The organism is Xanthobacter sp. DMC47, from assembly GCF_056313845.1.
In genome coordinates this window covers 146,953-169,219 of sequence record NZ_JBQUZM010000006.1, presented here as the reverse complement: position 1 = coordinate 169,219, position 22,267 = coordinate 146,953, and the positions used below count along the sequence as shown (strand labels likewise).

The following is a 22,267-nucleotide window of genomic DNA, read 5'->3' as shown; positions in this document are numbered from 1 at the left end:
TTCAGGAGCGAGACCATGACCACCGGCCGCATGCCCCGCGCCGCCTATGCCCACATGTTCGGCCCCACCACGGGCGACCGGGTGCGCCTCGCCGACACCGCGCTGGTGATCGAGATCGAGAAGGATTTCACCGTCCATGGCGAGGAGGTGAAGTTCGGCGGCGGCAAGGTGATCCGCGACGGCATGGGCCAGTCGCAGGTCACCAATGCCGACGGGGCGATGGATACGGTCATCACCAACGCCGTCATCCTCGATCACTGGGGGGTGGTGAAGGCGGACGTGGGCCTGAAGAACGGGCGCATCGCCCGCATCGGCAAGGCCGGCAACCCGGACGTGCAGGCGGGCGTGGACATCATCATCGGACCCGGCACCGAGATCATCGCGGGCGAGGGCAAGATCCTCACCGCCGGCGGGTTCGACAGCCACATCCATTTCATCTGCCCGCAGCAGATCGAGGAGGCGCTGGCCTCCGGCGTCACCACCATGCTCGGCGGCGGCACGGGGCCGGCGACCGGCACCTTCGCCACCACCTGCACACCCGGCCCCTGGCACATCGCCCGCATGATCGAGGCGGCCGACGCCTTCCCCATGAACCTCGCCTTCGCCGGCAAGGGCAACGCCTCGCTGCCCAGCGCGCTGGAGGAAATGGTGCTGGCCGGCGCCGCCGCCCTCAAGCTGCACGAGGACTGGGGCACCACGCCCGCCGCCATCGATTGCTGCCTGTCGGTGGCCGATGCGCTGGACGTTCAGGTGATGATCCACTCGGACACGCTGAACGAGTCGGGCTTTGTTGAAGACACCATCGCCGCCTTCAAGGGCCGCACCATCCACGCCTTCCATACGGAAGGGGCGGGCGGGGGACATGCGCCCGACATCATCAAGGTGGCGGGGCTGCCCAACGTGCTGCCCTCGTCCACCAATCCGACGCGCCCGTTCACGCGCAACACCATCGACGAGCATCTCGACATGCTCATGGTGTGCCACCACCTCGATCCCGATATCGCCGAGGATCTCGCCTTCGCGGAAAGCCGCATCCGCAAGGAGACCATTGCCGCGGAGGACATCCTCCACGATATCGGCGCGCTCTCGATGATGAGCTCGGATTCGCAGGCGATGGGCCGGGTGGGCGAGGTCATCATCCGCACGTGGCAGACGGCAGACAAGATGAAGCGCCAGCGCGGCCCGCTCCCGGGCGAGACCGACAGCGACAACATCCGCGCCCGCCGCTACATCGCGAAGTACACCATCAATCCGGCCATCTCCCATGGCATGTCGCGGCACATCGGGTCGGTGGAGGCAGGCAAGCTCGCCGATCTCGTGCTGTGGACGCCGGCCTTCTTCGGCGTGAAGCCGGACCTCGTCATCAAGGGGGGCGCCATCGCCATTGCGCAGATGGGCGATCCCAACGCCTCCATCCCCACGCCCCAGCCGGTGCATTACCGCCCCATGTTCGGCGCCTATGGCCGGGCGCGGACCCACACCTCCCTCACCTTCGTCTCGAAGGTGGCCATCGAGGACGGCCTCGCCGGGCGGCTCGGCATCGCCAAGGAACTGGTGGCGGTGGAGAACACCCGCTCGGGCATCTCCAAGAAGAGCATGATCAACAACGACGCCACGCCCCACATCGAGGTCGATCCCGAGACCTACGACGTGCGTGCGGACGGCGAACTGCTGGTCTGTGAGCCGGCGGAGGTTCTGCCCATGGCGCAGCGTTACTTCCTGTTCTGAGCGAATATCGCCACGGCGCCGCGGAACCTTCGCCGTGGCTCCTCGTTCCAGCGGGTGTTGCAACGCTTCATTTGAGGAGCCACACCCATGGCCGTCGTTCGTTCATTGTCCAAGAAGCCGGCGAAGACCTCTGCCCTCGCCACCCCCACCGACCTCGACAGCGCCAAGGCACAGAAGGTGGCGGATGCCATCAACCGCGTTCTGGCCGACAGCTTCGTGCTCTATCTGAAGACCAAGAACTTCCACTGGCACGTCAGCGGCAAGCACTTCCGCGACTATCACCTGCTGCTCGACGAGCAGGCCGATACCATCCAGGCCACCATTGACCCGCTGGCCGAGCGCGTGCGCAAGATCGGCTGCCGGACGGTGCATTCCTATGGCGAGATCCTGAAGCTCACGGGGCTCAAGGAGAACAACGAGCCCTACGTCTCGCCGGAGGCCATGTTCGCGGAGCTGATCGCCGACAACAAGGCGGCCATCAAGACCATGCGCGAAGCGCACGAGATCTGCGACGAGGCGGAGGACATTGCCACCGCCAGCCTGCTGGAAGAATATGTGGACGAGGCCGAGAAGCGCCTGTGGTTCCTGTTCGAGACCAACCAGAATCGGCAGGACAGCGCCACCTGAGCGCAGCCGGACCCCGCGAACGCGGTGGGGCAGGGCGCTCGGGCGGCTGTACCGGAGTAACCCGATGATCCGCGCCACCACCGTCGTCCGCCGTCCCGCCGTCCGCCCGGAGAAGGTGGCGGACGAAATCACCCTCGACCACCACGCGCGCCATCGCCGCCGCTTCGCCTTCACGGCGGACGGCGGCCTTTCGTTTCTGCTCGACCTCGACAAGGCGACCGTGCTGGACGACGGCGACGCGGTGAAGCTGGAGGACGGCCGCCTGGTCCGCATCAAGGCAGCCGCCGAGGACCTCGTGGAGGTCACCACCGCCAATCCGCTGCGGCTGATGAAGGTGGCTTGGCACCTCGGCAACCGGCATGTTCCGGCGGAGATCACCGAGACCGCCGTCTATTTCGTCGACGACCACGTGCTCACCGAGATGGTCCGCGGCCTCGGTGCAGGCGTCGCCAAGGTGACGCGGCCCTTCCGCCCCGAGAAGGGCGCCTATGAGGCCGCCGACGCCCATGGCGGGCATGGCCACGCGCATCACGATCATGACCACCACGATCACGACCATCATGGTCATGAACACCTTGGGCATGAGCATGATGGCCATGCGCACGGCGATGCGTGCGGATGCGGTCATGATCACGCGCACGACCATCATCCCCATGAGCATGGCCACGACCATTCCCATGATCATGACCATCACCATGCCCACGCCGCCGAAGGCCATGTCCACGGCCCCGGCTGCGGGCACGACCACAAGCATGGCTGATCTGCCCGGCGACGCGCCGGCCGAGGGCGGGTCCGCGCAACCCGACCTGCTCCCGCTCTTCGCCTGGCTCTCGCCGTCCTTCCCGGTGGGCGCCTATGCCTATTCCCACGCCTTGGAATGGGCGGTGGAGGCCGGCGACGTGCGGGATGAGGCGACCCTCGCGGCGCAAGTGTCGGACCTGATGCGCCTCGGGTTCGGACGATCGGACGGCATCCTGCTTGCCCATGCGTGGCGTGCGGCGGTGGCGGAAGACGGGGCAGCAATCCGCGAGATCAATGCGCTTGCCGTCTGCCTCGCGCCATCCGCCGAGCTGAGGCTGGAAACCTGCCAGCAGGGCCGGTCCTTCCTCGATGCCGTGCGGGCGGCATGGCCTTCGCCAGCGCTGGAGACTGCGGCTGGTGCTCTCTCCGGGGAGGTGGCCTATCCCGTCGCGGTGGGGCTGGCGGCGGGGGCACATGGCATTCCGCTCGCGCCGACGCTGGAAGGCTTCCTCTTGGCGCTGGTGCAGGCTTTGGTGTCGTCCGGCATCCGCCTCGCCCCCGTGGGGCAGACGGCGGGCACCCGCGTCGTCGCCGGCCTCGCCCCGACGGTCCGCGCGCTCGCGGCGGACATCCCCGCCCTCACGCTGGATGATCTCGGCAGCGCCACCTTCCGCGCCGATCTCGGCAGCTTTCGCCACGAAACCCTGTATACGAGGCTGTTCCGCTCATGAGTTCCGGCAAGAATCCCCTGCGCGTCGGTGTCGGCGGCCCGGTCGGTTCCGGCAAGACCGCGCTGATGGAGGCGCTGTGCAAGGCCTTCCGCGACCGCTACGACCTCTGCGCCATCACCAACGACATCTACACCAAGGAAGACGCGCGGCTTCTGACGGTCGCCGGCGCACTGCCGCCAGAGCGCATTCTCGGTGTCGAGACCGGCGGCTGCCCGCATACGGCGATCCGTGAGGATGCGTCCATCAACCTGCGCGCCGTCGCGGACATGAACGCCCGCTTCCCCGACCTTGATCTGGTGCTGATCGAATCCGGCGGCGACAATCTCGCGGCGACCTTCTCGCCCGAGCTGGCGGACATCACGATCTACGTCATCGACGTGGCGGGGGGAGAGAAGATCCCGCGCAAGGGCGGGCCGGGCATTACGCGCTCCGACCTGCTGGTGGTCAACAAGACCGATCTCGCGCCCATGGTCGGCGCCGATCTCAAGGTGATGGAAGCGGACACCATCCGGATGCGGGCGGGCCGGCCCTACGTCTTCTCCTCCATCCGCAACGGCGTGGGGGTGGAGGTGGTGGCTGCCTTCATCGAGAAGGCCGGGGGGCTCGTCGGCGCCGCCTGAGGCGCGTGCGAGCCTAGCCGCTCAGCTCTTGGCTTTTCAGCTCTTGGGTTTGCAGGCGGTCTCGAACTTGGTGACGCCCGGGCCGATGCCAGCGAGGGAAATGGCCCGCTTGGCGCCCTTCACCTCGATATTCAGGGTGCCTGAGGCCTTCACCAGTGCCTTCAGGTCGGCCATCTGCGCCGGAGCCTCCACGTTGACGGCGTCGCCTTCTTCCATGGCGACTGCCTTGCCGGGGAAGCTCTTCTTGACGCTGCCTGCGGTCAGCACGATCGCCGTCTCGGCGCCGCGCGTCAGATCCTTCGAGCCGATCATGGACTGGACGGTGATGGCCGATCCGTCCTTCTGGCAGAGAAAGAAGATCGCAGCCTTGTCGCTGTCGGGCACGCCGAACACCAGGGCGGCGGTGTCCTCGCTGTCCTGGATGTGCCAGGTCATCTTTTCCGCCGGCTTGTCCTGCGCGGCGGCGGGGCCGGCAATGGCGAGCAGGGAGATGGCAGCGGCGAGAGCAATACGAAGCATGTCAGTGTCCCTATTTCGGCGACGGATCATAACGGCTCGGCCCAAAAGGGAAAGATGCCGCGTCTGTCGGTCTTTTTCTTTATTTATCAGTAATTTATCTGCGGTCGGCGGGAGCAGGCATCGTGGCGAGGCAGGCACGGCGGAAGTCCGGCAGCTTGGGCTTGGCACCTGAGAGCGGATAGGTTTCGGTGGCCCCTGGCAGGCGCACGACAAGATTGTCCGCATCGGAGAAGAGGTCGAGGACCCGGCCGTCGAGCGCGACCGCCGCTTCCACGACCACCTTGCCCTCCGCCGAGCCCCGGAAGGCGGACGCGGCCAGCTCGAGCCGACGCTTGCCGGCTGCGAGGGAGAGCGCGACGCCATCACCAGCCTTCACCTTGCCCGAAGCCACTTCGGCGGTGAACTGGATCAGCTGCGCGCCGGGCTGGCACGAAACGGCGAAGACGGGATCAGCGGTGCGCGGCAGGCCGAAGCGCAGCACATAGGTCTCGTCGACCTTGACCACCATCCACACCCGCGGATCAGCCTTGGACTCAGCCTTTTTGGACTCGGTTTTTCCGCCGGACTTGCCGGTGGATTTCGGCGCAGCCTCGCCCGGGACCGGGGCAAGCACAAACGCCGTGGCGACCGCAAGGATCGCGCACCGGCCGTAGAACCATCCACCCATTGCCACCGGGTCCTTGCCCCTTGCCGCATCGTCAACCGAACCGGACGCCGGGCGAACGCGCCTCCGGCCTCCGAATCGCAACTGTCGACTGGTGTTTGCTTCCCCCGCAGCCATCGCATATCACGGCCCCCGGCCGCCCGCGACATCGGGCAGGGAGCCCTGCGGCAAAAAATGTTGAAACCTCATTCGCATTCGGCCCGTGCCGGCGAACAGGACGCCGGCCGGCGCATGCGGCTCGACCGGCTTCTGGTCGAGCGCGGCCTGTTCGACAGCCGCGCCCGTGCCCAGGCCGCGCTGGCCGCCGGGCTGGTGAAGGTGGATGGCGTCGTGGTGGTCAAGGCCTCGGCGGAGATCGACATCGGCGCGCGGATCGAGGCAGAGGACGTCCACGACTACGTGTCGCGCGGCGCGCTCAAGCTTGCGGCGGGCCTCGACGCCTTCGCCATTGATCCCGCCGGCGCCGAGGCGCTGGATGTCGGCTCCTCCACCGGCGGCTTCACCGAAGTGCTGCTGCGCCGCGGTGCGCGCCGGGTGCATGCGGTGGATGTGGGGCGCGACCAGTTCCATGCCCGGCTGAGGGACGATCCGCGCGTCCGCCTGTTCGAGGAAACGGACATTCGCACCTTCGATCCCGCCCTGGTGCCGGGCGGCTTCGACCTCATCGTCATCGACGTCAGCTTCATTCCGCTGGCGCTGGTGCTGCCGGCCGCACTTTCGCTCGCAGCGCCCGGCGCGCGGCTCGTCGCGCTGGTGAAGCCGCAGTTTGAGGCGGGGCGCGCCTTGGTCCGCAAGGGCGTGGTGCGCGACGCAGCGGTACGGGAAGAGGTCTGCGCCAAGGTGGAGCAGGAGATCGCGGCGCAGGGCTGGCGCGGTCTCGGCCGCATCCCGTCGCCCATCGCCGGTGGCGACGGCAATCAGGAATATCTCGTGGGGGCCATCCGACCGTGACCGAGTTCCGCATCGAGCGCATGGGCGCGCAGGGCGATGGCATCGTCCGTGGCCCCACCGGTCCGCTGTTCGCGCCGCTTACCCTCGCCGGTGAGTTGGTGCGCGGGGAGGCGGAGGGCGAGCGCATCCGCCTCGATGCCGTTATCGAACCCAGCGCCGAGCGGGTGGAGCCCCCTTGCCCCCATTTCGGCCGCTGCGGCGGCTGCCTGCTCCAGCATTGGGAGGGCGCGCCCTATCTCGCCTGGAAACGGCAGATGGTGGTGGATCCCCTCGCCCGCGAGGGGATCGAGGCGGACGTCGCCCCCACGATCGACGCGCATGGAGCCGGGCGGCGCCGGGTGATCTTCCACGCCCGCCAGTATGGCGCGCGGACGGTGGTCGGCTTCGCTGAGCGCAAGTCGCACGCCATGGTTGCCATCGACGCCTGTCCCGTGCTGGCCCCAAGCCTCGACCAGGCGCTGCCGGCCTCCCGCGCGGTGGCCGAGGCGCTGGCGCCGCTGAAGAAGCCGCTCGATCTCCAGATCATTGCCACCGATACCGGGCTGGACATGGACGTGCGCGGTTCCGGCCCGCTGCCGCCCGCGCTCCTCACCGATCTCGCCGTGATCGCCGACCGCTTCCGCCTCGCCCGGCTGACGCGCCATGGTGAACTCGTCATCCAGCGCGAACCGCCCCGCCTCGCCATGGGCCGGGCGCGGGTGGATCTGCCGCCCGCCGCATTCCTCCAGGCGACGGCGGAGGGCGAGCGGGTGTTGGCGGAACGGGTGACGGCAGGCATGGCCGGTGCCCGCAAGGTGGCGGACCTGTTCGCGGGCGTGGGCACCTTCGCTTTGCGCCTTGCCGAGACGGCGCGCGTGTTCGCCGCCGAAAGCCATGCCGGTGCGCTCGCCGCTCTGCTCAAGGCTGGCCACACGCCGGGATTGAAGTCGGTGGAAGGCGAGGCGCGCGACCTGTTCCGCCGCCCGCTGATGGCGGCCGAGCTTGCCGCCTTCGATGCCGTGGTGATCGATCCGCCGCGACAGGGCGCTGAGGCGCAGGCGCGTGAGCTTGCGGTCTCGCGGCTTCCCCGCCTCGTCTACGTCTCCTGCAATGCCGCCACCTTCGCCCGGGATGCGGCGCTTCTCGTGGCCGGCGGGATGCGGCTGGAGGGCGTGGTGCCGGTGGACCAGTTCCGCTATTCAGCCCATGTCGAGCTGGTGGCGACCTTCTCGCGTTGACCCTGCTCGCGCTGAGCCTTCGGGCCGGCTTCCGCTGCGCCAGCTGGGCTTGGGCTGCACTTTGCGGTTTAATGCGGTGCAGCATCGAGGCTGCCCCACATGCTTTCTGACAACACCCCCTTCGGCGTCGATGGCGTCGAGACCCGCGCCGGCATCACGCCGGTGGAGGCGCGCGCCCTCGAAGGCAAGCGCTTGCGCTACTACGACTACTGCATGGTGGCCTTTGCGGTCATCCTGATCTGCTCCAACCTTGTCGGCGCCGCCAAGGTGTCGGTCGTAGAACTGCCCCTCGTCGGTCCGTTCGTGTTCGGCTCGGCGGTGCTGTTCTTTCCCCTGTCCTATGTGCTCGGCGACGTGCTGACGGAGGTCTACGGCTATGCCCGAGCCCGCCGCATCGTATGGGTGGGCTTCGCCGCGTCCGTCTATGCGGCACTGATGACGGCCATCGTCGTCGCCATCCCGCCCGCGCCGGGCTGGACGGGGCAGGATGCCATCACCAGCGTGTTCGGCCAGACGCCCCGCATCTTCTTCGCCTCCATCCTCGCCTTCTGGTGCGGCGAGTTCGCCAACGCCTTCGTGCTGGCCTGGATGAAGGTGCTCACGGGAGGCCGGATGCTCTGGACCCGCACCATCGGCTCCACCATCGTCGGGCAGGCCGTGGACAGCCTCATCTTCTACCCGCTCGCCTTCCTCGGGGTGTGGGACACCCACCTCGTGCTGACGGTCATGGTCTCCAACTACCTGCTCAAGGTGGGCTGGGAAGCGGTGCTCACGCCCGTCACCTACAAGATCGTCGGCTTCATGAAGCGGCGGGAGGGCGTTGACGTGTACGACGTGGGCACGGACTTCACGCCGTTCCGGGTGAAGGTGTGAGGCGAGGCCGAAGGGGCGCTCCGGCCGCGAGCGCCTTGCCGGGTCAGCGGGACACTTCGCCGTGGCTGAGAATATTGCGGTCACCGGCGCAGCTCTCGATGAAGCCGGTGAAGGGCTTTCCAGTGGTGAAAGCCGTGAGCATCACGGCCGTGACTTCCTTGAAGTTGGTCTTCGCGCGCTGGATATGGAAATATTTCGAGCCGCAGCGACCCGCCTTGTCCATCTCCACTACGAAATCGGACGGATCGGCGAAGGCATTGAGCACGGTTCCTGCCGTCACGGTGATCTGCTGGGCACGGGCGGTCTGGCTGACGCCGAGGTTGGTCGCGAGAATGATTGCGCAGCCCCACACGATACGGGTGATCATTTCGGCTTCTCCTGAGTTCGGCGTCATTGGTGGTCGGTGAGGTAGTTGACGATGGTCGTCAGGTTGGAATTCCCGCCGCTGGGGGCTTCGTCCCGCACGTAGTCGAGGATGAGCGGCAGAACCTGCGCGGTGCATTCCGCGTCGGTCTTGCAGACCGGTGCGCGCGCCATGGCTTCGCCGATTTCGCGCACCAGAGGCTCCACCGAGACGTAGTGGCAGCTGGAGATCCCGGTCGCCCAGATCCATCCCGGATTTGAAGCGCCGGCCGGCGTCGGCGCATTGGAAACGTAGCCCGTCGCGCTGCAGGTGGACTGGACGCCGGCCACCGCGAGCCCGCGGCCGTCGCGCCGGTCGACCAGGGTCGGGCCGCCGCTGTCGCCGCCCTGTCCGACCTGGGCGGCGGAGTTCAAGACCAGCGAATAGCCGGTCTCGGTGATGCTGGAAGGTGTGAACTGGCCGCTGCGGTATGTTCCAAGCCCCGCCGCCTGCTGCGGAGGATTGCTCGGATCCGGCCGCCCGTTCGCGAGAAAGGCACCGCTCGCGAAGGTGCCGAAGCCCTGCCCGTTCTGGATGACGTGGTCGCTCGTCTGAAGCCGAACACCCGTCCAGCGATCCGGCGCCGTCCCCTCGGCTTCGGCGATGTAGGGCAGGATGCCGTTCACCGCACCGAAATCGCCAAGGCCGAGATAGACCATCACGATATCGCGGGCCGGGATGGCGCCAGGGCCAAGGTTTCGGTTGACCGCGAATTCATAATAGTCGGACGCCTGCGCGCTCAGCGTCGGGTCCCAGGCGGCGGTGATCGTGATCTGATTGGCTGGAAACTCCGGCGAGCCGATATCGACCGCTCCGGTCGCGCCGGCCGGTTCGTTGGTAGTGCAATGGCGGGCGGTGAGCACCCAGTAGCGGTTCAGCAGGATGCCGCTGCAGCCGCCATTCACGATCACCAGCCCGCGCGTCTTGAGGGTCGCGACATCGAGCGGGTCACCGTTCACGAGGGGCTGGCTGATCTCGCAGACGCGGCCCTCCGATGTATTCCGGCAGTTTTGGGCGGTCTGCGCCTCGGCTCTGGGCGAGCCGATGAGGGTGACAAGCAGTATCGACGATGCAGTCACGGTGATCTGGATTGATTTTGACAGCATGGATCACATCCCCCGCTGCCGTGCAGGCGCGGATCCGGAACGTTGTTATTGGAATGATCCGCGATACCGATCTGAGTTCATCGAACAGATGCGTCTGAACGGAGAGGGGCCTCGCTGAACTGTCGTTACAATCACTCCGCCCAGGGTCATCCGCATACCGCAAATGGGGGACGACCCGTGTTGCCTGCCAAGCGGAAGGCGCGGAGCAGCGAGAGGGACGGGAGCCTCTGAATACGCGCAGGGGTGCAATATGCCGGGAAGGACCACATCGTCGCGTGGACTATAAAACTGGCGCGCCCTAGGGGAGTCGAACCCCTCTCTCCACCGTGAAAGGGTGGCGTCCTAACCGATAGACGAAGGGCGCGCGGCCGCTCCGGGGTTTTGGCCACCGGAGAGGGCGTCCTTATAGGGGGCGGGCGGCTTGGCTGCAAGCCTGTGGGGGAATTATCCAAAGCCGCGCGCATTTACCCTGTGGGCGAAAGGCGCGGCCCGGGATCAGGTGGCCGCCTGCGGGACGGTGCCGCGGCTCATCCGAGGGGCCTCAGGCCCTCACCATTTGCCGGTATTGGGCATGGAGGCCCAGGGCTCGGCCGGGGGCTTGGGGCCGCCCTTCTGCAGCAGTTCGACGGAGACGTTGTCCGGGGAGCGCACGAAGGCCATGTAGCCGTCGCGGGGCGGGCGGTTGATGGTGACGCCGGAGGCCATCAGGCGTTCGCACAGGCCGTAGATGTCCTCCACCTCGAAGGCGAGATGGCCGAAGTTGCGACCCTCGCCATAGGGCTCCTTGTCCCAATTATAGGTCAGCTCGATCTCGGCGACGTTCTCCTGGCCGGGAGGGGCGAGGAAGACGAGGGTGTAGCGGCCCTGCGGCACCTCCTTGCGGCGCACCTCCTTGAGCCCCAGCTTGTTGCAGTAGAAGTCCAGCGACTGGTCGATGTCGGTCACGCGGACCATGGTGTGCAGGAAGCGCATCGGGGGTCTCGTCCGTATGAGGGGGCAAGCCGGCGGACCGGCCGGGGTGGAGTAGCAGGTGACGTATGATCTATGAAGGCGATCTCAAGGGGGCGCAGCAGCGCCTGCGGGAACTTCTCGACGGGTCCGCGCGGGCGGTCGCCTTTACCGGGGCGGGCATCTCCACGGAATGCGGCATTCCGGATTTCCGTTCCCCCGGCGGATTGTGGACGCAGAACAAGCCCATTCCCTTCGATGTGTTCGTCGCCCACAAGGCCGCGCGCAACGAGGCGTGGCGGCGCAAGTTCGCCATGGAGGAGGCCTTCGCCGGTGCGCGGCCCGGCCGGGGGCACAGGGCCCTTGCCCGGCTCATGGGAGGCGGGCGCCTTGCCGGCGTCATCACCCAGAACATCGACGGCCTGCATCAGGCCTCCGGCGTGCCGGACGACGCGCTGGTGGAACTGCACGGCAATGGCACCTACGCCACCTGCCTCGACTGCGGCACGCGCTACGAACTCGCCTGGGTGAAGGCGCGCTTCGATGCCGCGGGTGGCATCGCTCCGGATTGCCCGGAGTGCGGCGGGCCGGTGAAGGCGGCGACCATTTCCTTCGGCCAGGCGATGCCCGAGCTGGAGATGGCGCGGGCCGATGCGCTGACCATGGCCAGCGACCTGTTCATCGTCATCGGCTCTTCGCTGGTGGTTTTTCCGGCGGCGGGATTCCCGCTCAAGGCGCGCAAGAAGGGGGCACGGCTGGTGATCCTCAACCGCGAGCCGACGGAGTTCGACGACATGGCCGATCTGGTGGTCCGCACCGAGATCGGCGACGTGCTCGCGCCGTTTGCCGGCGATGGGTGAGGAAGGCGCGCGAAGAGGGTGGGCGTTGCGCCATTCAGTTGCTATCCTACCGTCTCCGCGGCAACGTGTGCGCCGCCGCGCGTAGTTTCGGGGTGGTCATGGGGTCTGACGCACTGGGGCTGGGGCCACGGACCGCCGGCTCGGAGGACGGGACCGAGGAGCCGGCCGGGCTCGTCGAAGTCACCGGCGCCATCAAATGGTTCGACGCGTCGAAGGGCTACGGCTTCATCGTGCCCGACGACGGCGGCCCCGACGTCCTCGTTCACGTGACCTGCCTGCGTCGCGACGGCTTTCAGACCGCCATGGAGGGCGCCCGCGTGGTGTGCGAGGCCATCCAGCGCGCCAAGGGGCGCCAGGCCTTCCGCGTACTTTCGCTCGACCTGTCGACCGCCGTCCACACCGCGCCGGCCGCACCCCGCACCCGCGACGTGGTCGAGCCCACGAGCGGCTTCGAGCGGGCCACGGTGAAATGGTTCAACCGGCTGCGCGGATTCGGTTTCCTCACCCAGGGCGACGGCACGCCCGACATCTTCGTTCATATGGAAACCCTCCGCCGTCACGGCCTTACCGAGCTGCGTCCCGGCCAGAGCGTGCTGGTGCGCTATGGCGACGGCTCCAAGGGCCTGATGGCTGCGGAAGTGAAGGCCGACGGCGGCCCCAGCGGGAACAATTGATGATCCAGATTCTCTCGCGGGCCGCCACGGCGGCCACCCTTACGCTCGCGTTCGCGCTCGCCGTTCCGATGGCCGGACTTCCGGCAGTCGCCCGCGCGGCCGAAGCCGAGTGCGCCCAGATCAAGATCGATCCCAATCCGGCGCTGGACCCGCTGGAGATCGTCACCGCCAAGGGCGTCCTGGCCTTCCAGGTGGAGGTCGCGCGCACCAATGAGCAGCGCACCCAGGGCCTCATGTGCCGCAAGACGCTGCCCGAGCGGGGCGGCATGCTATTCGACTTCAAGGTCGACCAGCCGGTCTATATGTGGATGAAAAACACCCTCATTCCCTTGGACATGGTGTTCATCCGCGCCGATGGCAGCATCGCCCGCGTTGCGGCGATGACCACGCCGCTCTCCACCGAGACCATTTCCTCTGGTGAGCCGGTGCGCGCCGTGCTGGAGATCGGCGGTGGAGAGGCCCGCAAGCTCGGCATCAAGGCCGGCGACAAGATCGCCCACCCCATGTTTCCGGCCAAATAGGGGCTTCGCCGCCTATTTCAGGGTCAGGTAGCCGAGGAGCCCGCCGGCGAAGATGTAGAGCGCCGGGTTGACCTTTTTCCCGATGATCTTCGGCCCGAAATACACGAGGACGAACACTGCCACCGCAATCAGCGTCGTCTCGGTGCCGGTGATGGCGGTTCGGGCGACCGCGACGGTGCCGGCGGCCATCAGGCCGACGACGATGGGGGCCAGCGCGTTCTGAAGGGCGAGACGCCAGGGCGAGCCGTCGAAGTGGTTCCACAGCCGCGAGGAGCCGAGCGCCAGCACCGAAGCCGGCAGGAAGAAGCCGGTGAAGGCGAGGATCGCCCCCGGCGTGCCAGCGACGTGATAGCCGATGACGATCACCATCAGCATGTTCGGCCCGGGTGCGACCTGTCCGAGGCTGTAGATGTCGCGGAACTGGCCATCGGTGAGCCAGTGGTGGGCATCGATGGTCAGCGCCTTCATCTCCGGCAGCACGGCCGTTCCGCCGCCGATGGCGAGGAGCGAGAGGAGCGAGAAGACGCCGAGGATGCTGAGGTCAGTGTGAGGATTGTTGTTCACGGCTCGCCAGCCTCCCCACGGCCCGGACGATAGATGAAGAGGGCAAGCGGCAGCACGGTCAGCAGCACCAGCACCAGCGAGACGTGGAGGAAGCTCACCATCACCACGGTGATGAGGATGAGCAGGATCTCCCTGAGGTGCTCCAGCTGCTTGTGACCGATCTGCACCGTCACCGCTGCGAGCAGCCCCACGGCGGCGGCACCGATGCCGGCGAGGATGCTGTGCATGGTGGGGTTGCCGTGGTTCGACACATAGACGATGCCCAGCGCGAACACGAGCAGGCCGCCCGGCAGGGTCATGCCGAGGAAGCCGACGATCGCGCCCACCGGACCACGCAGCCGATCGCCGACGATGACGCTCATGTTGGTGGCGTTAAGGCCGGGCAGGGCCTGGGAAATCTCCAGCGCGGTGAGGAATTCCTCCTCGTCCAGCCAGCCTTTGTCCACCACCAACGCGTTGCGCAGATAGGCCACCACGCCGCCGCCGAAGCTGATGCCGCCGATGATCAGGAAGGTGATGAAGATTTCCAGAAGGGAAACCTGCGCTGCGGGCGCGTCCTGCGGGGCGGGGGGCGCGGGAGGTGGTGCTGGGATCGGCGGCTCGGTGACGCTCATGGATTTTCGCCGGGAGGGTGAAGGTGAGCGGGCCGGTGGGGCCCGCCGTGATCCCTATTCGGAGTGGGCGACTTCCTTGGCCCCGATGCCATAGACCATCGCGGTCTTTGTGGTGCCGAGCTGCACCCATTCGGGCGCCATGTTCTGCACGTCGCGGAAGAACTCCTCCGAGAGGCGCTTCGCCTTGTCGTTGATCTCGCTGTAGTGGTCGAACTTCGCCTGGAAGGCGAATTCCCCCACCAGGGACTGCTCGGACGCGCGGTTGCGCCAGATGGCGATCGTCGCCTTTGCCTCATAGCCGTGGCCGAAGTCGAAGTGGCCGGGGTCCACCTGGATTTCTTCCACTGCCATGCTGTTCACGAGGTCGATCTGGGAGTCGCCGTCCGCATCCACCGCCGACATGGAGGGGAATATGGTCATGATGTTCTTCAGGGCCGGGCTCAGGACCGCACCGAGCGACGTAATGATGCAATTGTGCGAGAAGAGCGAGCGGGTGCCGCCCAGCTCGTCCTTGAGGGGAAGAATTTCTTCCTTGAACTTTACCTGGACCGCACCGGTGATGCGCGGCGCCATCTCCACCGCGGTCGCCTTCTCGCGATCGGGGCTGCGGTATTTCAGGGCGAGTTCATGTTCCGGACGCGGCCAGCCGTCGTCATAGAACGTGCGTTTGCGCAGGATGAAGGAATTCCGGTACAGGTCAAAGTCGGGGGTATCGTAAAACAGGACCTCGCGGACCTGCCGATGGAAGGCGTCCTTGTTGGTCACGACGCCGACCCCGTGCTTTTTGGCGACCGCCTTCACCTCGTCCCAATAGTCCTCAAAACGCTTGGGCGAGTAGAACTGCTGCGGCCGGAGCAGAATTTTGTATTCACGGTAGTGAATGTCGAGCATGGCGTCGTGCTCACCTTGGGTAATGCCGGATTCGCTAGAACCCCAGAATCCGAAGCAGGCCGACACATTCCGTCGCCCGCGACCAGATGTCCACTGCCTCGCCGCGCTCCATCTGCAACTGAGCACCGGCAAAGCTCGGGCACTGTTGCATGAACGTCACAGCGGACATGTTTGCGTTGGATTTGGGCGGCCTGACCGCTTGAAGAGTATTGCCTGCACTTAAATTGGGCTAACGTTAAAGCCGCTTCGGCTTCAAGGACCCGGACAAGGGATACCGGGCATCCTCGAAGGTCCCGAGCGGCGCCTGGGTTTTATCCCCGCGCCGCTAAGGTCGTGACACGCTGCCGTTAGCATTCCCCGTTTGATGCCTCTGCACTCCGGGCGTTTGTCCGAAGTGCCCACTCCGCTCGTCTCCCGTTCGCGGGCCGGGCAGGGATGCTGTCCATGGCCTCGATGCCTTGGGCTGAAAAGAGAGCGGCGCATTAGCGCCGAAGGAAGCGCCAGCGACGAGCCCTGCCGTTGGGACGGCGGTCCAGGGCTCCGCCTTTCGGAGGAAGAAATGACGACATTCGCAAGAATGGCGGCCGTAGCCGCTTTGTCTGCGGCAGCCATGCTGCCCGAAGCCCTGCCCGCACACGCCGGCTCCGTGACCCAGCCAGGTGAAACCGTGGGTCTGGCGGCCGGCGCGCCGCTGCCGGAAGGTGTGTATGCGGTCAATACGGCCGACTACGGCTGCCGCAATACCTCGCCGGACAGCACCTGCGTCGGCGTAGACATTCCAGTACTCGCCTGGGCCACGCCCGTGTTCTTGTTCGGCGGACGACTGCAGCTTCTGACGGCGGTTCCTGTGGTGGGCGTCGGTGTTCAGAACGGCGATTATACTTCCGGATTCTATAATCCGTTCTTTGCCGCCCAGGTGGCGTGGGATCTCGGAAACGGCTTCGGCTTCAGCTACATGGCCGGCTTCTATCTCGGCGTGAATACGGGTGTCGCTTTCGATTCGACCTCGTTCAACCAGCGCTTCGCCCTCAGCTATACCGCGGATGGCTGGAACCTGACGGCGAACGCCATCTGGGGCATCCAGGCGAACGGCGTCAGCAACACGATCAATCCGAACTTCCTGAACGTCGATCTGACCGCCACGAAGAAGTTCGGAAAGTTCGAAATCGGCCCGGTGGCCTATTATTCGACCGACCTGAACAACCCGATCCCCTTCTACCAGAAGCAGAGCCAGTTCGCGATCGGCGGTCTTGTCGGCTATGACTTCGGGCCGGTGATCCTGCAGGCCTACCTAACCACCGACGTCTATGAGCAGAACTACGGCGGCAACGATACGCGACTGTGGGGCCGCATCATCGTTCCGCTTTGGAACCCGCCGGCGCCGACCCAGCAGACGGCGCTGCTGCACAAGTAAATCCCGAAGCGGCCGGGCTTCCTCGCCAGGGATGTCTGGCCATGAGCGAGGCCGAGCCTCGATCCGTGGACCGGCGCGGCCGATCCGCCTCCGTGACGCAATTCGCCGACCCCCTTCGTCGCAGAAGGTCTGGCGAACCACGCGCGGAGGCGGGGTCGCGTCCGTGCCTCATGAGGCTTTGCGCCTCATTTCGACTCGAGCGTCTTGCCGATCGAGGTAAAGAACGTCTCCGCATACCAACGCATTTCGGCTTCGATGTCCGGCTTCCCGGCCAATTCGCACTGGTCGACGAGACCGCTGACGCGCTCGAACATGTCGGCGATGAAGCTGTCCGGTCGATCTTGCAGCCCGGCGAGCTGGGTGACGATGTCTCGCAGAATGTAATGCTGCACCATGGTGTGGGCCTGCGTCGTACCCACCGCCTTGAGCATCGAGCCGAGCCATTCGGCAAGCTCCGTATCCGAAGCCATCTGCAATCTTCCTTCCTGAAAATCCTGCCTCGCGGCGCAAGCCTTGCCGCATCGTGGAATCAGCCCAGCGGCCAACCCGCCGTCTCCTGGCCGGCTGAGTCGCCTGCACGGTGCCGCAGCACCTGCCGGCAAGACTAGCCCTGACTTGGCCGCTGCGGAACAATCGGACAAGCGAAGGCGTTGCCGCTCCCGTCAGCCAGTTCACAACGGGAGCAGCCAGAATGCCGCGCAGCGTCCTCTATGGAGTGATCGCGATCCTGGTCGTTGTCGGCGGCGTGTTCGCCTATCAGGCCTATGAGCGCGACCGCAACACGATGCAGATCGAGATCGGGCCCAACGGCGTGAAGGTCGATCCCCCGGGCCGCTGAGCCGTCAGGGCGATGAGGAGGCGCGTGGGGAAGGGTGGTCGGAGCAGCAGGATTTGAACCTGCGACCCTCTGCTCCCAAAGCAGATGCGCTACCAGGCTGCGCTATGCTCCGACATTCCGCCGAACGGCTTCGTTGCTACATTTTCGGGACGGGGGGCGCAAGGGGTGGCACCCCCATTAAGAGAACGCAAGGTGGACAATTCGGGAGGTTCGTGACGCAAAGTCCCGAAGAAGTCCCGAAGTTTGTTCCACGTCCGTTCTCGCGATATCGTGGCTCGCATGCTCGCCATGGACGCCACCCCGGCCGATGCCGCCCGATACGAATACGAGGCCGTCTCGGTCTACCACTGTCAGCTGACCGCACACCTGCCGCTACGGCAGCTACCGGCCCGACCGCTGCGCGAGATGCGGTTCCGGTGCGAACGGTGCGGGGCGCGCCTCTCGGCTGCGGAGGCAGAGGCGAAATGGACCCGGCAGGCGGACGCGCCGGGCGTGCCAAGAATGGGGCAGGTCCTGCCAAGGTTTGAGGGGTAGGCTACTCCCCGAATCGGCCGATGTGCGATTCGGGCAGATCCTCACTTCTTTGCATTTCACGCAAAGAAGTCGGCCACCGCGCCGGCCTCACCACCACACGCCCGCGCATCGCGAGCGCGGCCGTCATGGCCTCAGTCGCAATCCGATCATGGTCGGGCAGGCGAATCACCTCGGCCGGCCGGTCGGCCCGGGTGATGACCATGAACACGCCATCACAATCCCAATCGATCGAGACGCGAGCCTCAGGGCTGTTTGAGGACATGCGTCTTGATCCCCAGCCAGAACACCGCGAGCGCGCCCCCGGCCAATACCGTGAGGACGGCTGTACCGATGACGAGCGCCGCGCGGTTCCACATCCGGCGGAAGCGGCGCAGGTGCTCGATATCGGCGCGAGCCTCCTCGATCCGGGCTTCATCGGATGTTGAAAGCCCGATCTCCTTGAGCACCTTGCGGACGGCCTTTTCGGCCGCATCCTCGGCGACCTCGATCACCATCAGCTCCAGTGCCCGTTCGGAAATGATGATGGCCCCCTCCGAAGAGCGGGCCGCCGCCGAGATCTCTCCGGTCATTTCAGCGCCTCCCGCACCATCTCCGCCTGCGATTCATAGAGGGCGATGAGCCGGGCGAGACAGCCGCTCTTGGCTTCTTCGCTGGCCTTGAGGCGGCCGATCAGGGCGACCACCTCGCGCTGTGTCAGGGGCTTGTCGCCGGCCGGGGGCGGCACATAGCGCCGGGCACATGCGCGCAGATCTTCGGGGATGGGGGCGAGATCGAGCCTCACCCGACCCGTCGTGTTGCTGCAGCCGGCAAGGGCGAGGGCCAGCATGATGATGCAGGCGGCGGCGATCAAGATGCGCGTCGGGGTCATGGTCACCTCCACAGGCCGCGCACGCGGGCGCTGGTGTCGGCATCAAGGGCGGGGGTGTCGGGCGTCTGCGCGATGATCTCTTCCAGCGCGCGGGCCTTCGCTTCCGCTGCGGCGGCATGGGCGGAGGCCGTCTGTGCGTCGCGCGCCAGCGCCGCCACCTTGCCCCGCTCGGCCGTCACCTCCTTCACAAGGGCGCGGTTGGCATCGATCAGCGCCTGCCGCTCCATCCTTCCCCTCTGGTCGGAGGCGTGCCCCACCCAGCCGGCGACGAATAGCAGTGCCCCGGCGAGGCCGGCGGCAAGGTGGCTGTAAGGCAGTCGCGGGATGCGCGACCAGACGAGGGCCGCAATGCCCACCAGCAGTGCGGCGCCGGTCACCAGCGCCAGCAGCCAGGAGATGGCGCCGGACGCGAACATGGCAAGGATGCTCATGAGCCGTAGTCCTTCGGGGGCTGGGGGGCATCGATGCCCTCGAAGTCCATCCGCTTGGGGCGGCGCGGGCGGCCGAGGTTCGACATGACGTTGGCGTCGTCCCACACGGCGCCGAACACGTAGGCGCCGATGACGGCACCGGCGAGGATGAAGGCGCCGTTGGCGATAGTCTCGTGCAGGCTGGTGTCCCGCCCCCAGGCCGTGAGGTAGATCACCTCGCCGGCACAGAAGAGGAGCGTCACGAGGATGATGCGCCGCCGCGTGCGCCAGGAGGGGCGGGGCAGCGGCGCGTCGTCAGGATCGGGGCCGGCGTCGGTCACAGCCGCGCCGCCTGCACGTGCATCCAATCATAGTTTCGAGAGCGGCCCAGGGAGAGCCAGCCTTCCTCTTCCCACAGCTGCCACCACACCTCGGCGTCCGGCTGGGCAAGGCGCGCCCGGTCACGGCCCCATTTCAGCTGATTGCGGTCGGGGTCGAAGTCGATGGCGATGCCCCACGAGTGCATGGACCAGGCCGAGCCGCCGCGCATGCGCCGGACATTGAGCGAGCCACCGAAGAGATCCACGCCGAGCTTCTGGATACCCTCGATGCCGTAGTGGTCCAGCACCCGGTCAAAGACACGGGCCGCGCTGTCGTGGACTTTCTCGTGGATCGAGATGCGCTTGACGATGGTGTCCGTTTCCCACGCGAGGCGCATGGGGAAGGGCAGCGCCAGCATCGTCTGGTTTTCGCCGGGCGCGCCATAGAAGCGCTGCACGTCCACCTGCTTGGGCCACACCATGGGCTGCACCGCGGGCGGGTCGCGCCAGGTCTCGGCCGAGGTGTCGCCCCGCTGGCGGGCATCCCACACCTCAAGGGCGTGCCGCGTCTGCGGCCCCTCACGGCCATCGATGGTACCGGCGTCGATGCCGGCGAGGCCGAGCAGCGCCTGCTTGGCCGCCAGCGCCCGGCGGGCGGGAGGCCAGTCCTCGAAGGCGACGCCCGCCGAAGTGAGGAGATCGGCAACCGCCTTGTCGGTCGCCGGCCCCCATTCGCCATCGGGGGCAAGCGGGGGCGTCCAGCCGCGCGCATTGAGCGCCGACTGCAGGTCGCGCAGATCCATAGGTCACCTGTTGATGTGATGGGAAAAGGAAAGGCCGCCCGAAGGCGGCCGTGCTAAAAGAGTGCGTCCGCCTCGGCCCCCCAGCATCGAGGCGGACGAGAGCCGGGCGGTCTGCCCCCCAGTTCGCCCGGCTCGCCCCGCCTAAGCAGGGTCTCCCGGAACCATCCCCCGCCTTGGGGTTCACCCGATCGTGAAGAGGGTTGAGCGATGCCGGGTTTCTTGGAGTTCGTCGTGGTCGCACTGTTGCTGGCGACGCTTTTGTCGGCGGTCGTGAGCCGCCGTTAGGATTTCGCAATGATTGCTATCACCATCGCATTCGCGGCACTCGCTGTGCTGGCGGTGAAATTGCCCGCCTAGTCCTGCGCCGGACCCGGCTCACCCCCGGCTCGCCCTCAAGCCACGAAAGGCCGCCCGGAGGCGGCGCGGATGGGGAGGCTGAAGGATCTGTCAGAGGCTCGCGATCATCCGGCCAAGCCAGTAGCCGTCCTGCGCCCAGCCCGACTGTCCATAGTGGATAAGGTCGGTGCTGAAGGTGCCGTTGGCGTAGGCGACGGGGCCAGTTCCCTGCCGCTGCACCATATCGAACAGCGGCGCGCTGTATTCGTCCGAAAGTTCCTTCAACACCTGCAAGAAGCTGGCATCGTTGGTATTCGCCCACGCATACGGCTCGTGCCCACGGATCAGGATTATATCGCTGTAGACCTTCACTGTGTCCAGAATGGCCTTCATGTTCGTCTTGAAGGTCGCGGGGGTCACGTTGTTATACTGGTCGTTGCGATAGAGCTTGATGATGGTCAGGGCGCCGCCGAGATCGTCAAGGCAGTTTTTCGGCGAATAGGGATAAAAGGCCTGCGCCCAGTGGTACGACTGCGCGCCGGTCCAACCGAGGTTTCGGACCATAAGATCTGCCGTTCCGGACGCCCAGCACTCAACGCCGACCAGGAAGAGGTTCCCGCTCGCGTTGGCGATGTTGACGGTGTGCGTCCCGAGGGTGCAGGTCACATCGACGTAACCGAGATTTGTGGTCCCGGCCGTCGCCTGCGTCGCGAGCGTCGATCCGCCGTCAACAGCGACCGTGAACGTCCCCAGGCCGCTGTCGATGCCATACCACACGCGAATGCGGTCGAATTGCTCGGTTGGGGCGAAGTTCGTCTGGCCAGCGCCGGTGTGCTTGATGAAGTAACCATTGATGATCTGGCGCACACCGTTATCGACAGCCGCCCCTCCAGAGAACGTGATCCTCGGGTCATAGGCAGTGATGCCGGCTGCGGTCGTGATGTTTTTGGTGCCGAACCATTCCGACCGGCGCACGGCAATGGCCGAGTCCTCGGCGTTGATCGCCTTCGCAAGGTAGTAGGCAGCGCTGCGCGCCCAGGCGTTGGTGTTGCCAGCCCCACCGTCTCCCGCTCCGGCACCCATGACGCCGCTGTCACCAAGATAATTGATGACGGCGCGCGCCTTGCCCGAGCGCACATCGGCGAGCGCCTTGGCGGCGCGGCGGAGAAAGGCCGGGTTCCAGTTGTAAATGCCAGATTCCGCGCCCAGCGACGACGGATAACCGGCCACATCATAGGCGATCGCCCCCGCGGAGCATGAGACGCGAAGAGTGCGAGGCCCTGCGATGCCCCCCGTAGCCCCATGGCTATAGCGATCGATCTTGGATACCTCAGTGAAGGAACCCGAGATCAGCTCGTAGAGCGTGCCGGCGCAGCCGCCCGCGTCCGTGAGGTGGAGAATTTCATAGCTGGCCAGGGTGATATCGAAACTGTTACCGCTCGTGACGACGCCAGGGGACTGCGCCATGTGCGCCTCCTTTGGTCAGAATTTA

At 66.4% G+C, this 22,267-nt stretch carries 29 protein-coding genes and 2 tRNA genes; 13 read left to right on the top strand and 18 right to left on the bottom strand.

The window, feature by feature from the left end; genetic code table 11:
• The first annotated feature begins 15 nt into the window (after positions 1–15).
• The 5 genes from ureC to ureG all read left to right on the top strand — a co-directional run bounded on the left by ureC (position 16) and on the right by ureG (position 4,447).
• Positions 16–1,728, top strand: coding sequence for an urease subunit alpha (gene ureC, locus ACT54R_RS22960; protein WP_476330608.1), 1,713 nt, complete (start codon positions 16–18; stop codon positions 1,726–1,728).
• 87 nt (positions 1,729–1,815) lie between these two features.
• Positions 1,816–2,355 carry a Dps family protein gene (locus ACT54R_RS22955; protein WP_197024034.1) on the top strand — a complete coding sequence of 180 codons (540 nt, stop codon included), beginning with the start codon at positions 1,816–1,818 and terminating at the stop codon, positions 2,353–2,355.
• 64 nt (positions 2,356–2,419) lie between these two features.
• Positions 2,420–3,115 (top strand): urease accessory protein UreE, encoded by a 696-nt coding sequence (ureE, locus tag ACT54R_RS22950; RefSeq protein WP_476330604.1) that lies wholly within the window; start codon positions 2,420–2,422, stop codon positions 3,113–3,115.
• Positions 3,108–3,827: an urease accessory protein UreF gene (locus ACT54R_RS22945; RefSeq protein WP_476330601.1), complete on the top strand. Its 720-nt coding sequence runs from the start codon at positions 3,108–3,110 to the stop codon at positions 3,825–3,827. Before ureE ends, ACT54R_RS22945 begins: the two co-directional genes overlap by 8 nt.
• The gene (gene ureG / locus ACT54R_RS22940; RefSeq protein ID WP_476330598.1) at positions 3,824–4,447 is read left to right on the top strand and encodes an urease accessory protein UreG; all 624 of its coding nucleotides are present in this window, start codon (positions 3,824–3,826) and stop codon (positions 4,445–4,447) included. Before ACT54R_RS22945 ends, ureG begins: the two co-directional genes overlap by 4 nt.
• Positions 4,448–4,483: 36 nt before the next feature.
• Here the strand turns inward: ureG and ACT54R_RS22935 are convergent, their stop codons facing one another.
• Entirely contained in the window at positions 4,484–4,966 is a 483-nt protein-coding gene (locus ACT54R_RS22935) for a hypothetical protein (RefSeq protein WP_168457870.1), read from the bottom strand.
• 94 nt (positions 4,967–5,060) lie between these two features.
• Entirely contained in the window at positions 5,061–5,747 is a 687-nt protein-coding gene (locus tag ACT54R_RS22930; protein WP_476330595.1) for a hypothetical protein, read from the bottom strand.
• Positions 5,748–5,804: 57 nt separating this feature from the next.
• Between ACT54R_RS22930 and ACT54R_RS22925 the strand changes: the two genes are divergently transcribed.
• The 3 genes from ACT54R_RS22925 to ACT54R_RS22915 all read left to right on the top strand — a co-directional run bounded on the left by ACT54R_RS22925 (position 5,805) and on the right by ACT54R_RS22915 (position 8,671).
• Positions 5,805–6,581 (top strand): TlyA family RNA methyltransferase, encoded by a 777-nt coding sequence (locus ACT54R_RS22925; RefSeq protein ID WP_476330592.1) that lies wholly within the window; start codon positions 5,805–5,807, stop codon positions 6,579–6,581.
• A 20-nt stretch (positions 6,582–6,601) separates the two neighbouring features.
• Positions 6,602–7,798 carry a class I SAM-dependent RNA methyltransferase gene (locus ACT54R_RS22920; RefSeq protein ID WP_476330883.1) on the top strand — a complete coding sequence of 399 codons (1,197 nt, stop codon included), beginning with the start codon at positions 6,602–6,604 and terminating at the stop codon, positions 7,796–7,798.
• 99 nt (positions 7,799–7,897) lie between these two features.
• Positions 7,898–8,671, top strand: a complete 774-nt coding sequence (locus tag ACT54R_RS22915; protein ID WP_476330589.1) for a queuosine precursor transporter — start codon at positions 7,898–7,900, stop codon at positions 8,669–8,671.
• Between the two features lie 43 nt (positions 8,672–8,714).
• Here ACT54R_RS22915 and ACT54R_RS22910 read toward each other — a convergent pair whose 3' ends face one another.
• The 4 genes from ACT54R_RS22910 to ACT54R_RS22895 all read right to left on the bottom strand — a co-directional run bounded on the left by ACT54R_RS22910 (position 8,715) and on the right by ACT54R_RS22895 (position 11,152).
• On the bottom strand, positions 8,715–9,038 hold the full coding sequence (locus ACT54R_RS22910; protein ID WP_476330586.1) for a hypothetical protein: 324 nt from the start codon (positions 9,036–9,038) through the stop codon (positions 8,715–8,717).
• A 23-nt stretch (positions 9,039–9,061) separates the two neighbouring features.
• Positions 9,062–10,180: a trypsin-like serine protease gene (locus ACT54R_RS22905; RefSeq protein ID WP_476330583.1), complete on the bottom strand. Its 1,119-nt coding sequence runs from the start codon at positions 10,178–10,180 to the stop codon at positions 9,062–9,064.
• A 289-nt stretch (positions 10,181–10,469) separates the two neighbouring features.
• Positions 10,470–10,544, bottom strand: a tRNA-Glu gene (locus ACT54R_RS22900).
• A 185-nt stretch (positions 10,545–10,729) separates the two neighbouring features.
• On the bottom strand, positions 10,730–11,152 hold the full coding sequence (locus tag ACT54R_RS22895) for a VOC family protein (protein ID WP_024278979.1): 423 nt from the start codon (positions 11,150–11,152) through the stop codon (positions 10,730–10,732).
• Between the two features lie 65 nt (positions 11,153–11,217).
• Here ACT54R_RS22895 and ACT54R_RS22890 point away from each other — a divergent pair, with 65 nt between their 5' ends.
• The 3 genes from ACT54R_RS22890 to ACT54R_RS22880 all read left to right on the top strand — a co-directional run bounded on the left by ACT54R_RS22890 (position 11,218) and on the right by ACT54R_RS22880 (position 13,183).
• On the top strand, positions 11,218–11,988 hold the full coding sequence (locus ACT54R_RS22890; protein ID WP_476330581.1) for an SIR2 family NAD-dependent protein deacylase: 771 nt from the start codon (positions 11,218–11,220) through the stop codon (positions 11,986–11,988).
• A gap of 98 nt (positions 11,989–12,086) precedes the next feature.
• Positions 12,087–12,662, top strand: a complete 576-nt coding sequence (locus tag ACT54R_RS22885) for a cold-shock protein (protein ID WP_476330578.1) — start codon at positions 12,087–12,089, stop codon at positions 12,660–12,662.
• Complete coding sequence (locus ACT54R_RS22880) at positions 12,662–13,183, top strand: DUF192 domain-containing protein (protein WP_476330575.1); 522 nt, start codon at positions 12,662–12,664, stop codon at positions 13,181–13,183. Before ACT54R_RS22885 ends, ACT54R_RS22880 begins: the two co-directional genes overlap by 1 nt.
• A gap of 12 nt (positions 13,184–13,195) precedes the next feature.
• On the opposite strand, the gene ACT54R_RS22875 is transcribed toward ACT54R_RS22880, so the two are convergent.
• The 3 genes from ACT54R_RS22875 to ACT54R_RS22865 are packed head-to-tail and all read right to left on the bottom strand — an operon-like array spanning position 13,196 to position 15,252.
• Complete coding sequence (locus ACT54R_RS22875; protein WP_168457863.1) at positions 13,196–13,747, bottom strand: chromate transporter; 552 nt, start codon at positions 13,745–13,747, stop codon at positions 13,196–13,198.
• On the bottom strand, positions 13,744–14,361 hold the full coding sequence (locus tag ACT54R_RS22870; protein WP_476330572.1) for a chromate transporter: 618 nt from the start codon (positions 14,359–14,361) through the stop codon (positions 13,744–13,746). The genes ACT54R_RS22875 and ACT54R_RS22870 overlap by 4 nt, the downstream gene beginning before the upstream one ends.
• 54 nt (positions 14,362–14,415) lie before the next feature.
• Positions 14,416–15,252, bottom strand: a complete 837-nt coding sequence (locus tag ACT54R_RS22865) for a hypothetical protein (RefSeq protein WP_476330569.1) — start codon at positions 15,250–15,252, stop codon at positions 14,416–14,418.
• 559 nt (positions 15,253–15,811) lie between these two features.
• Between ACT54R_RS22865 and ACT54R_RS22860 the strand changes: the two genes are divergently transcribed.
• On the top strand, positions 15,812–16,666 hold the full coding sequence (locus tag ACT54R_RS22860) for a transporter (protein ID WP_168457860.1): 855 nt from the start codon (positions 15,812–15,814) through the stop codon (positions 16,664–16,666).
• A gap of 185 nt (positions 16,667–16,851) precedes the next feature.
• On the opposite strand, the gene ACT54R_RS22855 is transcribed toward ACT54R_RS22860, so the two are convergent.
• A complete protein-coding gene (locus ACT54R_RS22855; RefSeq protein ID WP_168457859.1) occupies positions 16,852–17,136 on the bottom strand; it encodes a hypothetical protein in 285 nt (94 codons plus the stop codon).
• A gap of 221 nt (positions 17,137–17,357) precedes the next feature.
• On the opposite strand from ACT54R_RS22855, the gene ACT54R_RS22850 reads away from it, so the two are divergent.
• Complete coding sequence (locus tag ACT54R_RS22850; protein WP_168457858.1) at positions 17,358–17,504, top strand: hypothetical protein; 147 nt, start codon at positions 17,358–17,360, stop codon at positions 17,502–17,504.
• 35 nt (positions 17,505–17,539) lie between these two features.
• On the opposite strand, the gene ACT54R_RS22845 is transcribed toward ACT54R_RS22850, so the two are convergent.
• From ACT54R_RS22845 to ACT54R_RS22810, 8 genes are all read right to left on the bottom strand, one after another.
• Positions 17,540–17,616, bottom strand: a tRNA-Pro gene (locus ACT54R_RS22845).
• Positions 17,617–18,039: 423 nt separating this feature from the next.
• Positions 18,040–18,246 carry a hypothetical protein gene (locus ACT54R_RS22840; RefSeq protein ID WP_476330565.1) on the bottom strand — a complete coding sequence of 69 codons (207 nt, stop codon included), beginning with the start codon at positions 18,244–18,246 and terminating at the stop codon, positions 18,040–18,042.
• 34 nt (positions 18,247–18,280) lie between these two features.
• Positions 18,281–18,607 carry a hypothetical protein gene (locus ACT54R_RS22835; protein ID WP_476330562.1) on the bottom strand — a complete coding sequence of 109 codons (327 nt, stop codon included), beginning with the start codon at positions 18,605–18,607 and terminating at the stop codon, positions 18,281–18,283.
• Complete coding sequence (locus tag ACT54R_RS22830; RefSeq protein WP_476330559.1) at positions 18,604–18,906, bottom strand: hypothetical protein; 303 nt, start codon at positions 18,904–18,906, stop codon at positions 18,604–18,606. The genes ACT54R_RS22835 and ACT54R_RS22830 overlap by 4 nt, the downstream gene beginning before the upstream one ends.
• Before the next feature lie 2 nt (positions 18,907–18,908).
• The gene (locus ACT54R_RS22825) at positions 18,909–19,337 is read right to left on the bottom strand and encodes a hypothetical protein (RefSeq protein ID WP_476330556.1); all 429 of its coding nucleotides are present in this window, start codon (positions 19,335–19,337) and stop codon (positions 18,909–18,911) included.
• Positions 19,334–19,657 carry a hypothetical protein gene (locus tag ACT54R_RS22820; RefSeq protein WP_476330553.1) on the bottom strand — a complete coding sequence of 108 codons (324 nt, stop codon included), beginning with the start codon at positions 19,655–19,657 and terminating at the stop codon, positions 19,334–19,336. The genes ACT54R_RS22825 and ACT54R_RS22820 overlap by 4 nt, the downstream gene beginning before the upstream one ends.
• Positions 19,654–20,439: a M15 family metallopeptidase gene (locus ACT54R_RS22815; protein WP_476330550.1), complete on the bottom strand. Its 786-nt coding sequence runs from the start codon at positions 20,437–20,439 to the stop codon at positions 19,654–19,656. The genes ACT54R_RS22820 and ACT54R_RS22815 overlap by 4 nt, the downstream gene beginning before the upstream one ends.
• A 447-nt stretch (positions 20,440–20,886) precedes the next feature.
• A complete protein-coding gene (locus ACT54R_RS22810; RefSeq protein ID WP_476330547.1) occupies positions 20,887–22,242 on the bottom strand; it encodes a hypothetical protein in 1,356 nt (451 codons plus the stop codon).
• Positions 22,243–22,267 lie beyond the last annotated feature (25 nt).

Excerpts from the sequence above, each read along its gene's own strand:
- ACT54R_RS22920 (WP_476330883.1), top strand. The coding sequence starts at position 6,602 with ATGGGCGCGCAGGGCGATGGCATCGTCCGTGGCCCCACCGGTCCGCTG.
- ACT54R_RS22930 (WP_476330595.1), bottom strand. The coding sequence starts at position 5,747 with ATGGCTGCGGGGGAAGCAAACACCAGTCGACAGTTGCGATTCGGAGGC.
- ACT54R_RS22895 (WP_024278979.1), bottom strand. The coding sequence starts at position 11,152 with ATGCGCTTCCTGCACACCATGGTCCGCGTGACCGACATCGACCAGTCG.
- ACT54R_RS22890 (WP_476330581.1), top strand. The coding sequence starts at position 11,218 with ATGATCTATGAAGGCGATCTCAAGGGGGCGCAGCAGCGCCTGCGGGAA.
- ACT54R_RS22865 (WP_476330569.1), bottom strand. The coding sequence starts at position 15,252 with ATGCTCGACATTCACTACCGTGAATACAAAATTCTGCTCCGGCCGCAG.
- ACT54R_RS22855 (WP_168457859.1), bottom strand. The coding sequence starts at position 17,136 with ATGGCTTCGGATACGGAGCTTGCCGAATGGCTCGGCTCGATGCTCAAG.
- ACT54R_RS22925 (WP_476330592.1), top strand. The coding sequence starts at position 5,805 with ATGTTGAAACCTCATTCGCATTCGGCCCGTGCCGGCGAACAGGACGCC.
- ACT54R_RS22870 (WP_476330572.1), bottom strand. The coding sequence starts at position 14,361 with ATGAGCGTCACCGAGCCGCCGATCCCAGCACCACCTCCCGCGCCCCCC.
- ACT54R_RS22825 (WP_476330556.1), bottom strand. The coding sequence starts at position 19,337 with ATGAGCATCCTTGCCATGTTCGCGTCCGGCGCCATCTCCTGGCTGCTG.
- ACT54R_RS22880 (WP_476330575.1), top strand. The coding sequence starts at position 12,662 with ATGATCCAGATTCTCTCGCGGGCCGCCACGGCGGCCACCCTTACGCTC.
- ACT54R_RS22815 (WP_476330550.1), bottom strand. The coding sequence starts at position 20,439 with ATGGATCTGCGCGACCTGCAGTCGGCGCTCAATGCGCGCGGCTGGACG.
- ACT54R_RS22945 (WP_476330601.1), top strand. The coding sequence starts at position 3,108 with ATGGCTGATCTGCCCGGCGACGCGCCGGCCGAGGGCGGGTCCGCGCAA.
- ureC (WP_476330608.1), top strand. The coding sequence starts at position 16 with ATGACCACCGGCCGCATGCCCCGCGCCGCCTATGCCCACATGTTCGGC.
- ACT54R_RS22860 (WP_168457860.1), top strand. The coding sequence starts at position 15,812 with ATGACGACATTCGCAAGAATGGCGGCCGTAGCCGCTTTGTCTGCGGCA.
- ACT54R_RS22885 (WP_476330578.1), top strand. The coding sequence starts at position 12,087 with ATGGGGTCTGACGCACTGGGGCTGGGGCCACGGACCGCCGGCTCGGAG.
- ACT54R_RS22850 (WP_168457858.1), top strand. The coding sequence starts at position 17,358 with ATGCCGCGCAGCGTCCTCTATGGAGTGATCGCGATCCTGGTCGTTGTC.
- ureG (WP_476330598.1), top strand. The coding sequence starts at position 3,824 with ATGAGTTCCGGCAAGAATCCCCTGCGCGTCGGTGTCGGCGGCCCGGTC.
- ACT54R_RS22905 (WP_476330583.1), bottom strand. The coding sequence starts at position 10,180 with ATGCTGTCAAAATCAATCCAGATCACCGTGACTGCATCGTCGATACTG.
- ACT54R_RS22935 (WP_168457870.1), bottom strand. The coding sequence starts at position 4,966 with ATGCTTCGTATTGCTCTCGCCGCTGCCATCTCCCTGCTCGCCATTGCC.
- ureE (WP_476330604.1), top strand. The coding sequence starts at position 2,420 with ATGATCCGCGCCACCACCGTCGTCCGCCGTCCCGCCGTCCGCCCGGAG.
- ACT54R_RS22955 (WP_197024034.1), top strand. The coding sequence starts at position 1,816 with ATGGCCGTCGTTCGTTCATTGTCCAAGAAGCCGGCGAAGACCTCTGCC.
- ACT54R_RS22835 (WP_476330562.1), bottom strand. The coding sequence starts at position 18,607 with ATGACCGGAGAGATCTCGGCGGCGGCCCGCTCTTCGGAGGGGGCCATC.
- ACT54R_RS22915 (WP_476330589.1), top strand. The coding sequence starts at position 7,898 with ATGCTTTCTGACAACACCCCCTTCGGCGTCGATGGCGTCGAGACCCGC.
- ACT54R_RS22810 (WP_476330547.1), bottom strand. The coding sequence starts at position 22,242 with ATGGCGCAGTCCCCTGGCGTCGTCACGAGCGGTAACAGTTTCGATATC.
- ACT54R_RS22830 (WP_476330559.1), bottom strand. The coding sequence starts at position 18,906 with ATGACCCCGACGCGCATCTTGATCGCCGCCGCCTGCATCATCATGCTG.
- ACT54R_RS22910 (WP_476330586.1), bottom strand. The coding sequence starts at position 9,038 with ATGATCACCCGTATCGTGTGGGGCTGCGCAATCATTCTCGCGACCAAC.